The sequence below is a fragment of the Neobacillus drentensis genome, assembly GCF_036965425.1.
Taxonomy (GTDB): Bacteria; Bacillota; Bacilli; order Bacillales; family Cytobacillaceae; genus Neobacillus; species Neobacillus drentensis_F.
Window position 1 is genome coordinate 1 of sequence record NZ_JBALPP010000096.1, and the last position, 10,171, is coordinate 10,171.

Consider the following 10,171-nt stretch of genomic DNA (forward strand, 5'->3'; position numbering starts at 1 on the left):
ATATAGAATTAAAAAAAGCTGTATCAGTAAAGGTGTTAGTCCTTTTCTGGTACAGCTGAATGTCCTTATATATTTAATTGTTTAAACAAACTATTGAAAATTGGATGATATATCTTTTATTCTTTCTTGATCAATAACTAATTGATAGTTATGTGCTTTAAGGATATCATCATAAAGTTTTTTACCTTGGCCAGGCATCTGTGAATATACTAATTGTTTTTCTGGATCAAAATCCTTAGCAGATAGTCCAAGGCTTAACATATCCGAAGTCGACATATTGGTTGCTAAAATAAATTCAGGTATGGATTTCACTAATGAAGGCAATTTGGTAATATTGCCAGGGTCAAGAGCCTTTTTAGCAATACCCTTTAGTGCTTCCTCTTGCAACTGTTGACGGCCGTACTCACCATTTCCAAGAGAGTAACGTTCGTGAACAACTTCCGTTACCATTTTGCCATCAAAAGAGTGGGTGCCAGCACTAATGACTTTATTGAGATTTTCCTGATACCACGGATGTGTTAATTTTACATCAAATGGGACATTCATTTCAATTCCGCCTAATGCATCTACCATTGCTTGAAATCCCCAGTAATTTGTCTCTACATAATAGTTAATAGGAATCCCCATAAATTCACTTACAGCACTAACCGCAGCTTCCACACCTTTTTGAGGTCCCTTGGTTGCCTGCATGATATATTGGACACTTGTTAGTTTAGTGTATCCGTAGCCCTCTAAATGAACACGAGTATCCCGCGGTATACTAACGGCATGGTATTTATGGTTATTTAAATCAACGTGAATAAGTACCATAGAGTCAGAATGGCCAACATTTTGACCTTTCCTTTGGTCAGAACCAATTAACAACAAGTTGAATATCGGCTCTTTTATTTCTACTTGTTCGGATAGTGATTTTTTTTCTGATTTATTTCCTGTACTAACAACTGGAACAGTTGTAAAGTGATTTTTTGGTTGCAATTTATAATATTCGTAGCCGAAAGCGGCCAGTCCTATCAATATCATTCCTAAAAAACTAATGCCAATGACTTTCCATTTACGTTTATTTTTCATACTTTCCCCCAATGAAGAAATATTTAGCTATTTAAATAGAAATGGGTAAATTAAAAAAATACATAAATGCATTTTACTATTTTTGGATATTTCTTTCAAGTGAAAACACTGGAAAAATGTCTAATTTTGTAGAAAAGTGAAGTATTATTTAAGAAAACTTAATCAATTATTNNAATTATTCTAGGTTTTTAATTAGTCCTAAAAAACACAGGAAATTATTGCTAATTACTTATTTTTCCTTCAAATTTATTACAAAATGGTGTTTAATAGAAAAGGAGATTTAATATTTGTCATATAAATGCAAAAAACGACATTTTATGGTATAATATATTACGTTTTGTATGTACATAATGGGAGGAAACTATGGAAGACGCAATTAATTTAAAAGAACTACTGCAAACCCTAAAAAAACGGTTATTGTTAATCATTTCAATTACTGTTTTAGCTGGAATTATAAGTGCATTAATCACTTATTTTTACTTAACACCAATTTACCAATCCTCGACAAAGCTTCTGATTAACCAAACGAAAGATAATCAAACGACACTCAATTCTAGTGATGTACAAGTTCAAGCAAACATCCAATTAATTGACACCTATAACGAGATCATAAAAAGCTCACGAATACTTAACGAAGTAGCGCAGAAAATTGATGCTGGTATTACAGCTGGCCAATTAAATGGACAAATCGAAATTGTAAAATCTCAGAATTCTCAAGTAGTTACAATAGTAGTGAAGGATGCGAACGCTAAACTAGCTGCTGAAATTGCCAACACAACGGCAGAGGTGTTTCAAAAGGAAATAGTAAAGATAATGAAAGTGGATAATGTAAATATCCTAGATAAGGCTACCGTAAATCCATGGCCTGTTGAACCCAATCCTGTTAGAAATATTGCAATTGCGTTGGTAATTGGTTTGGTAGCTGGTATTGGTATTGCTTTCTTACTAGATTATTTTGATAGCACGATAAAGAGTGAGCAGGACATTGAAAGAGAATTGGGTGTTACTGTTCTTGGGAATGTCGCGATCATCGATGACATTAAAATGGAAGAAATGAAGGCTAGGAGAGCAGCTAAGAAGCAAATGGTAAGGAGTGAAAGTCTTGGCTCTTAAGAAAAATAAGATATCAAATAGTTCGAATAATAGCAGAAAGCTAGTGGCAAGTTTCGATCCGAAGTCACCGATTTCAGAACAATATCGGACTATCAGAACGAACATTCAATACTCTTCTGTAGACCAAGAGTTAAAAGCAATTATGGTTACATCATCCGGCCCTGCAGAAGGGAAGTCAACTACAATAGCTAATTTAGCGGTTGTTTTCGCTCAGCAAGGAAAAAAGGTACTGATTGTCGATGCTGACCTTCGCAGGCCAACCGTTCACTATACTTTTGATACAAATAATACGACTGGATTTACAACGGTTCTAACGAAACAATCTACTTTATTGAAAACAATAGAAGAAACGGATGAAGAAAACTTGTATATATTAACTAGTGGACCAATTCCGCCTAACCCCGCTGAGTTATTAAGTTCAAAATCTATGGAAAAATTTATTGAAGATGCAAAGAATGAATTTGACATCGTTTTATTTGATACACCTCCGTTACTTGCAGTTGCTGATCCGCAAATTCTGGCAAATCAATGTGATGGATCCATTCTTGTTGTTTTTAGCGGAAAAACAGAAATTGATCAGGCAAAAAAAGGAAAAGAGTTGCTTGAAAATGCAAAGAGCAAGCTTATTGGGGTAGTGCTAAACCATCAAGAAGCAACAAAAAGTAACTATTATTATTACTACGGTACTAGATAACAATAATTCGACAATTTCCCTCCCTTTACCAAGTATTTCGACAGTGTTACTATTAAAAAGGTTATAGGATTTTGACGCTTTAATGGAAAAAGGGCGGGACTATTGATAGATGTACATAGTCATATATTGCCTGATGGTATTGACGGGCCAAAAGATTTTTCTGATTAAATAATCAATTTGGAAATCAGAATCAGAGAATTTTTGATAAAGTGGAAGAGTTTAACGAAGTGTTATTAAGAGTAAAAATAGACCTTACTGTCCTTCCGGGACAAGTGCCGAATCTATGAGATTTAGTCAAAGGGGTTGATTTAAAGGAAATCCTTCCAATAAATAATACCCAATATTTATAAGTTGAGTTTACAGTTAACCGTGTGCCGCACTATGTAGAAAAGCTATTTTTTGAACTTCATATCAAAGGTATAATCCCGATAATTGTACATCCAGAAAAAATACGCCGGCTAATTGAGCAACCTGATCTTCTGTATAAACTTGTGAAAAATGGGGCGCTAACTCAAGTTGCTGCTGCAAGTATTCAAGGTGCTTTAGGTAAACAAATCAAAAAATTCTCTCTTCAATTAGTAGAGTCTAATCTAACTCATTTCATCGCTTCTGATGCTCATAATGCATCAACATATATACATACCTACTGAAAGTAACTTATTCAATAGTTGAGGCCAAGTTTGGTGCCGAAATGGTTCATTTATTTGAAGAGAATGCTGCACTTGCTATTGATGGTAAGCATGTCTATAAAAAAGTGCCGGGACGAATTAAAAAGAAAAAAATTTTAAAATCATTTTAGGTATTAAGTCGGTGGAAATTCACAAATATCACCATCTTATGTCGGGTGAACAGCCTGACCGGCGAGGTTCCCTGTCCGTTATCCATGGGGGCACTCGGTCACACTGTGGGAGGAAGGGACTTTCCTCCTTAGACGCGAGTCGTCAAAAGTGTGATGTGAGGACGGGTTAGATGCCCAAATACATAATAAATATCTAATGAAAGAATAAGTGTGAAAGCACTTGCAATTCCATTAGATATTTATTTTTTTGCTAACATTCTTTAATTTAGTAAAGTGAAATACTGATTAAATAGATAAGTAAAGGGGGAATGAACAGGTGACATATGGAAAAAGGTTAACGACGCTTGCGGTCTTAGATTCAATCATTGTTCTAACAGCAGTCTACATAAGCTATTTTACACTCAATCCAGAATTGCAAATTTTTAAAATTCCAATGCTATTAGTTACCGCGATTACTTTATTAATCAGCCACCATTTATTTGCTTCTATTTATAAACTATATAATAAAGCTTGGCAGTATGCGAGTGTAGGGGAACTTATTGCAATCGTAAAAGCAGTGACTTTCACCATTGCAGTTACGGCGATTATGCAAGAGGCTGTTTTTCATAACATGTATGTCAGGGCATTGATGATTACCTGGATGCTACATGTGTTATTCATTGGGGGTTCTAGGTTCTCGTGGAGGATGTTTCGTGATAATTACATCGTTAAGCAAGAGAGTATAAAAAGGACGTTAATCATCGGTGCAGGTTCCGGAGGAACAATGGTTGCCCGTCAAATGCTTAACAATCATGAGTTTGATTTAAAGCCGGTCGCGTTTATTGATGATGATCCAAGAAAGTATCGCTTGGATATTATGGGAATACCGGTTGTGGGGAATTCAAGTCACATCCCTCAGACTGTAGAAAAATATCAAATTGAAAACATCGTCATCGCCATTCCCTCATTAACAAAAAAAGAATTAAATCGTATTTTTGAAGAATGTGCCAAGACTAAAGCGAAAACGCAAATTATTCCAAAGCTTGAGGACTTAATGACTGGACGGATTTCTGTTAATCAGTTCCGTGAAGTTCAGGTGGAGGATTTATTAGGAAGAGAACCGGTAGAATTAGATATTAATAGTATCTCTGATTATGTTTCTGGGAAAGCAGTCCTAGTTACTGGGGCCGGAGGTTCTATCGGATCAGAAATTTGCCGGCAAATAAGCAATTTCAATCCTAGCAAAATCGTATTGGTAGGACATGGTGAGAACAGTATTTATCAAATTGATATGGAGTTACGAAGGAAATATAAAACACAATTTGAGATTGTTCCAGTAATCGCTGATATCCAGGACCGTGCTAGAATATTTGAGTTAATGGAAGAACATAATCCGCATGTTGTTTATCATGCAGCAGCACATAAACATGTGCCGCTAATGGAATACAACCCTAAGGAAGCAGTGAAGAACAATGTTTTTGGCACCAAAAATGTGGCGGAAGCAGCGGAAACATTTGGTGTTAACACGTTTGTTCTTATCTCTTCCGATAAAGCTGTAAATCCTACAAATATAATGGGTTCAACAAAACGCTTTGCCGAAATGGTTATTCAAAGCCTAGCCCAAACTAGTAATACTAAATTTGTTGCTGTTCGGTTTGGGAATGTGCTTGGCAGCCGCGGCAGTGTTATTCCTCTATTTAAAAAACAAATCCAATCCGGTGGCCCTGTTACAGTTACACATCCAGATATGACTCGCTACTTTATGACCATTCCAGAAGCATCACGTCTTGTCATTCAGTCTGGAGCACTTGCAAGGGGCGGAGAAGTATTTGTCCTAGATATGGGTGAGCCAGTTAAAATTGTTGATCTAGCAAAGAATTTAATTAAACTTTCAGGTTTTACAGTAGAAGAGATCGGTATTCATTTTGCAGGAATTCGTCCAGGTGAGAAAATGTTCGAGGAACTCCTTAATGAAAATGAAGTTCATCCTGAAAGTATTTTTCCTAAGATTCATATCGGAAAAGCAAATGTTATGGATGCCGAATTACTCAGTGAATTAATTAATAGTCTATTAGATATGTCAGCACAAGAACTTCATGATACTTTAATAGCCGTAGCAAATAACAAGTTTGATCATTCCAAGAAGATGGCAGTAGCAAACTAAATTAATTAAACTAATAAAAATGTTCGACCAGTTCGAACATTTTTTGTCTGTAGTGTAATATTACATTTATTACAATTATAAAAGATAGGTGATATAAAAGTGAAAAAAGTAAGGAAAGCGATTATTCCAGCTGCAGGATTAGGAACAAGATTTCTTCCTGCAACAAAAGCAATGCCAAAGGAAATGCTTCCAATTGTAGATAAACCAACGATTCAATACATTGTGGAAGAAGCAATTGCTTCTGGGATTGAGGATATTATTATTGTTACCGGTAAGGGGAAACGGGCAATTGAAGATCACTTTGACTTTGCACCGGAACTAGAGCAAAACCTGATGGAAAAAGGGAAATTAGAGATACTGGAAAAGGTCCAATATTCTACAAACCTAGCAGATATCCATTATATTCGTCAGAAAGAGCCAAAAGGACTTGGACATGCAGTATGGTGTGCACGTAACTTTATCGGTGACGAACCATTTGCCGTTTTATTAGGTGATGATATTGTTCAAAGTGATACACCGTGCCTTAGACAGTTGATTAATATATATGAAGGAACGCATTCATCTGTAATTGGTGTCCAAACCGTTCCAAATGAAGAAACACACCGATACGGTATTATTGATCCTTCCCTTCAAAACGGTCGTCGTTACCAGGTTAACAATTTTGTAGAGAAGCCAAAGCCTGGAACTGCGCCATCAAATCTAGCGATTATGGGCAGGTATATCTTAACACCAGAAATTTTTATGTTCTTGGATAAACAACAAACCGGTGCTGGAGGAGAGATTCAATTGACAGATGCAATCCAGCACCTTAATCAAATTCAAAGAGTATTTGCCTATGATTTTGAAGGTCAGCGTTATGATGTTGGAGAAAAAATTGGGTTTGTGAAAACGACCATTGAATTTGCTCTTCAGCATGATGATGTAAAGAACGATATATTAAATTACCTTTCTGAAGTAATGGAAAGAGAATTAGCGAAAAGTAACTAACGCGGGTGTTGATAATGAAAAAAAAGGTGTTATTTTGTGCAACAGTTGATTTCCACTTTAAGGCGTTTCACTTGCCCTTTATGAAATGGTTTCAAGAACAAGGCTGGGAAGTTCATGTTGCTGCTAGCGGGAATATTAAACTTCCCTTCACGGATCAAAAATATAATCTCCCTATTCAACGGTCACCCTTCAGCGTAAAAAATATTGGTGCCTATAAAAAGTTAAAAAGAATTATCGATAAAAATGAATATGATATTATCCATTGTCACACTCCAGTAGGGGGAGTTCTAGCAAGGCTGGCTGCAATGGGTGCAAGAAAAAAAGGTGCAAAAGTTTTTTATACTGCGCACGGTTTTCATTTTTGCAAAGGTGCGCCATTTATTAATTGGCTGCTTTATTACCCAATTGAAAGAGGACTTTCTACTATTACTGATTGTCTCATAACTATCAATAAGGAAGACTATTACCGTGCAGTAAGACATCATTTTAGTGCTAAGAAGATTGAACATGTTCATGGTGTCGGTGTTGATATTGAACGCTTTAAACCCATTGATGAAATAAGTAAGAAGAAACTTCGTGAAAAATTAGGATATCAAAATAAAGACTTTTTAATGTTTTATGCAGCAATGTTTAATAAGAATAAAAACCAGCAAATGCTCATCAAAGCACTTTCAAGAATAAAAGATCAGGTGCCGGGTGCCAGGTTATTATTAGCTGGAGAAGGACCACTCTTAGATGATTGCAAAAAGCTTGCACAGGATCTTGGAGTGGCCAAGATGGTAGACTTCCTTGGATTTAGAAAAGACCTTGAAGATATAATTCCAATCTGTGATATCGCAGTTGCATCCAGCCTGCGTGAAGGATTACCGGTAAATATTATGGAGGCAATGGCTTGTAGTTTACCGGTTGTCGGTGTTGAAAATAGAGGACATAAAGAGCTAGTTCAAAATAATGTGAACGGTTGGATCATTGGTCATGAGGATATCGATAGTATGGCAGATAAAATCAAGGAATTAGCACAAAATGAAGCGCTGAAAATTACACTAGGAAAGTCAGGGCGCAAGATAGTTGAAAATTCCTATTCCATTCAAAAGGTGCAAAAAGAATTAACGAAAATTTATTTTACAAAAATGAATGAACTGGAGGGGAAAGAATGGAAGATATCGTAAGAGTTTTGCACGTCGTAGTCAATATGAACCGCGGTGGTGCTGAAACACTCATCATGAATTTATATCGGAACATTGACCGCTCCAAGGTTCAATTTGATTTTTTAACCTGTAAAGAAGGCGTTTTTGATAAAGAAATACTGGAATTAGGCGGGAAAATACATCGGATTCCATATATCTCTGATGTTGGTCACTTTGGTTATACTAGAGCTCTTAATGAATTCTTTAATATGCACTATGAATATAAAATAGTTCATTCCCATCTGGATAAAATGAGCGGTCTAGTCCTTAGGGCAGCAAAAAAAGCGGGTATACCTGTAAGAATAGCCCATAGTCATAATACAAGCAGCGAAGGTGGGCGTGCAGCTAGAATATATAAAAATTATGCATCTAGTTTCATAAAATCTAGTGCAAACAGTTTACTTGCCTGTTCTAATGCGGCTGCTACTTGGTTGTTTGATAATAGATCAAATCAAGCAAAAATTTTAAACAATGGTATTGAATTTAATAAATTCTCCTATAAGCCTAGTATTAGAAAAGAAATAAGAGAACATTTAAAAGTGGACGATAATACTGTTGTATTAGGCCATGTAGGGAGATTTTTTGAGCAAAAAAACCATGAGTTCATTATTGAAGTTTTCAAGGAATTCAATCATAAAGAACCTAATTCAATACTTGTTTTAGTTGGTGATGGCGAACTTAAGAAAAAGATTGAAAAAAAGGTTCATGACTATGGACTTGATAACAAGGTAAGGTTTTTGGGAATTAGAAGTGATGTGGAGAAAGTAGTACAAGCATTCGATTTATTTATTTTTCCTTCATTTCATGAAGGCCTACCGGTTACATTAGTTGAGGTTCAGGCTTCTGGCCTTCCGTGTTTAATATCTGAAAATATTACTAAAGATGTTGATTTAGGTCTTGGTCTAATTGACTATTTGCCTATCAATGATGTTTCAACTTGGGTAAACAAAATTACAAATTTTTCATTTAACAATAACCGTAAAATATCAAAACGTATCTTCATAGAAAAAGGATACGACATAGAAAAGACAGCCTCATTTATACAAGAATATTATCTGAAAGTATCGGGGTGAAATATGCTGCAGCTTACTGTTTTTACACCTACCTATAATCGAGCATATTGTCTCGATAAATGTTATGAGAGTCTTGTTCGCCAAACTAGTAAGGATTTTATTTGGTTAATTATTGATGATGGCTCAACGGATAATACAAAAGAGCTCGTCGAAAAATGGATTGTAGAGAATAAGATTCCTATTAAATATCACTATCAAAAAAATCAGGGCATGCATGGTGCGCATAATTCTGCTTATGAATTGATAGATACGGAATTGAATGTATGTATTGATTCAGATGACTATATGCCGGATGATGCGGTTGAAAACATTTTAGTTTTTTGGAAAAAACATGGAAGCAATAAGGTTAGCGGAATAATTGCTTTGGATTCTTATACGGATGGAAGAATTATTGGAACAAGACTTCCTGAAAATTTGAAAACCTCTACTTTATTCGATTTATATAATAAATACGGGGTAACAGGGGATAAAAAGCTTGTTTATCGTACAGAATTAACAAAAAAATTTCCTTATCCTATATTTAAAAATGAAAAGTATGTTGGATTAGCGTACAAGTATTATATGCTTGATCAACAGTTTGAAATGTTACTAATGAATAAAACCATTTGCTGTGTTGAATATTTACCTGATGGCTCATCAAGAAATATGTTTAATCAATATAGGAAAAATCCCCAAGGTTTTATTTTCTATAGAAAAGAATTGATGAAAATGCCTTTTGGAAACACAAGGTTTAAATTTAGACAGGCTATACACTATGTTTCTAGTTATTTATTCTTAAAAGAACGAAGGATTATTGCTGATTCGCCGATGAAAACTTTAACGGTTTTAGCGTTGCCTTTTGGAATACTACTTCATTCATATATAAGGTTAAGTACGAATAGAAAATAAAGTAACTTTTGTATTTAATGGAAGGATTTATTATGACTATTTTTTGGTTTACGCTCTCAATAGTATTTTTATTATGTTTTGGAGCGAGAGTTTTCTCGCGTTCTCGAACATTTGTAATAAATGGAACTGATTTGTTTTTATTGGAACCTAATAAAACCTTAACATTTTTTTCAATAGTAGTTTTGGTTTTAGTTTCTGGTCTAAGGAATAATATTGGTG

General features: G+C 35.1%; 9 protein-coding genes and 1 pseudogene. 9 read left to right on the forward strand and 1 reads right to left on the reverse strand.

Annotation, left to right across the window (positions count from 1 at the left end; all coding sequences use genetic code 11):
* Window positions 1–90: 90 nt before the first annotated feature.
* The gene (locus V7161_RS21580; RefSeq protein ID WP_335714927.1) at window positions 91–1,068 is read right to left on the reverse strand and encodes an LCP family protein; all 978 of its coding nucleotides are present in this window, start codon (window positions 1,066–1,068) and stop codon (window positions 91–93) included.
* 363 nt (window positions 1,069–1,431) lie between these two features.
* Between V7161_RS21580 and V7161_RS21585 the strand changes: the two genes are divergently transcribed.
* From V7161_RS21585 to V7161_RS21625, 9 genes and pseudogenes are all read left to right on the forward strand, one after another.
* Window positions 1,432–2,181 (forward strand): YveK family protein, encoded by a 750-nt coding sequence (locus V7161_RS21585; protein WP_335714928.1) that lies wholly within the window; start codon window positions 1,432–1,434, stop codon window positions 2,179–2,181.
* Complete coding sequence (locus V7161_RS21590; RefSeq protein ID WP_335714929.1) at window positions 2,171–2,875, forward strand: CpsD/CapB family tyrosine-protein kinase; 705 nt, start codon at window positions 2,171–2,173, stop codon at window positions 2,873–2,875. The genes V7161_RS21585 and V7161_RS21590 overlap by 11 nt, the downstream gene beginning before the upstream one ends.
* A gap of 371 nt (window positions 2,876–3,246) precedes the next feature.
* Window positions 3,247–3,525, forward strand: a complete 279-nt coding sequence (locus V7161_RS21595; protein ID WP_335714930.1) for a CpsB/CapC family capsule biosynthesis tyrosine phosphatase — start codon at window positions 3,247–3,249, stop codon at window positions 3,523–3,525.
* A gap of 465 nt (window positions 3,526–3,990) precedes the next feature.
* On the forward strand, window positions 3,991–5,817 hold the full coding sequence (locus tag V7161_RS21600) for a polysaccharide biosynthesis protein (protein WP_335714931.1): 1,827 nt from the start codon (window positions 3,991–3,993) through the stop codon (window positions 5,815–5,817).
* A gap of 99 nt (window positions 5,818–5,916) precedes the next feature.
* Window positions 5,917–6,804, forward strand: coding sequence for a UTP--glucose-1-phosphate uridylyltransferase GalU (gene galU / locus V7161_RS21605; RefSeq protein ID WP_335714932.1), 888 nt, complete (start codon window positions 5,917–5,919; stop codon window positions 6,802–6,804).
* 11 nt (window positions 6,805–6,815) lie between these two features.
* Window positions 6,816–7,973: a glycosyltransferase family 4 protein gene (locus tag V7161_RS21610; RefSeq protein ID WP_335714935.1), complete on the forward strand. Its 1,158-nt coding sequence runs from the start codon at window positions 6,816–6,818 to the stop codon at window positions 7,971–7,973.
* Complete coding sequence (locus tag V7161_RS21615) at window positions 7,958–9,064, forward strand: glycosyltransferase family 1 protein (protein ID WP_335714933.1); 1,107 nt, start codon at window positions 7,958–7,960, stop codon at window positions 9,062–9,064. The genes V7161_RS21610 and V7161_RS21615 overlap by 16 nt, the downstream gene beginning before the upstream one ends.
* A gap of 3 nt (window positions 9,065–9,067) precedes the next feature.
* Complete coding sequence (locus tag V7161_RS21620; protein ID WP_335714934.1) at window positions 9,068–9,952, forward strand: glycosyltransferase family 2 protein; 885 nt, start codon at window positions 9,068–9,070, stop codon at window positions 9,950–9,952.
* A gap of 32 nt (window positions 9,953–9,984) precedes the next feature.
* Window positions 9,985–10,171 (forward strand): annotated as a pseudogene (locus V7161_RS21625) (EpsG family protein); the annotation flags it as partial.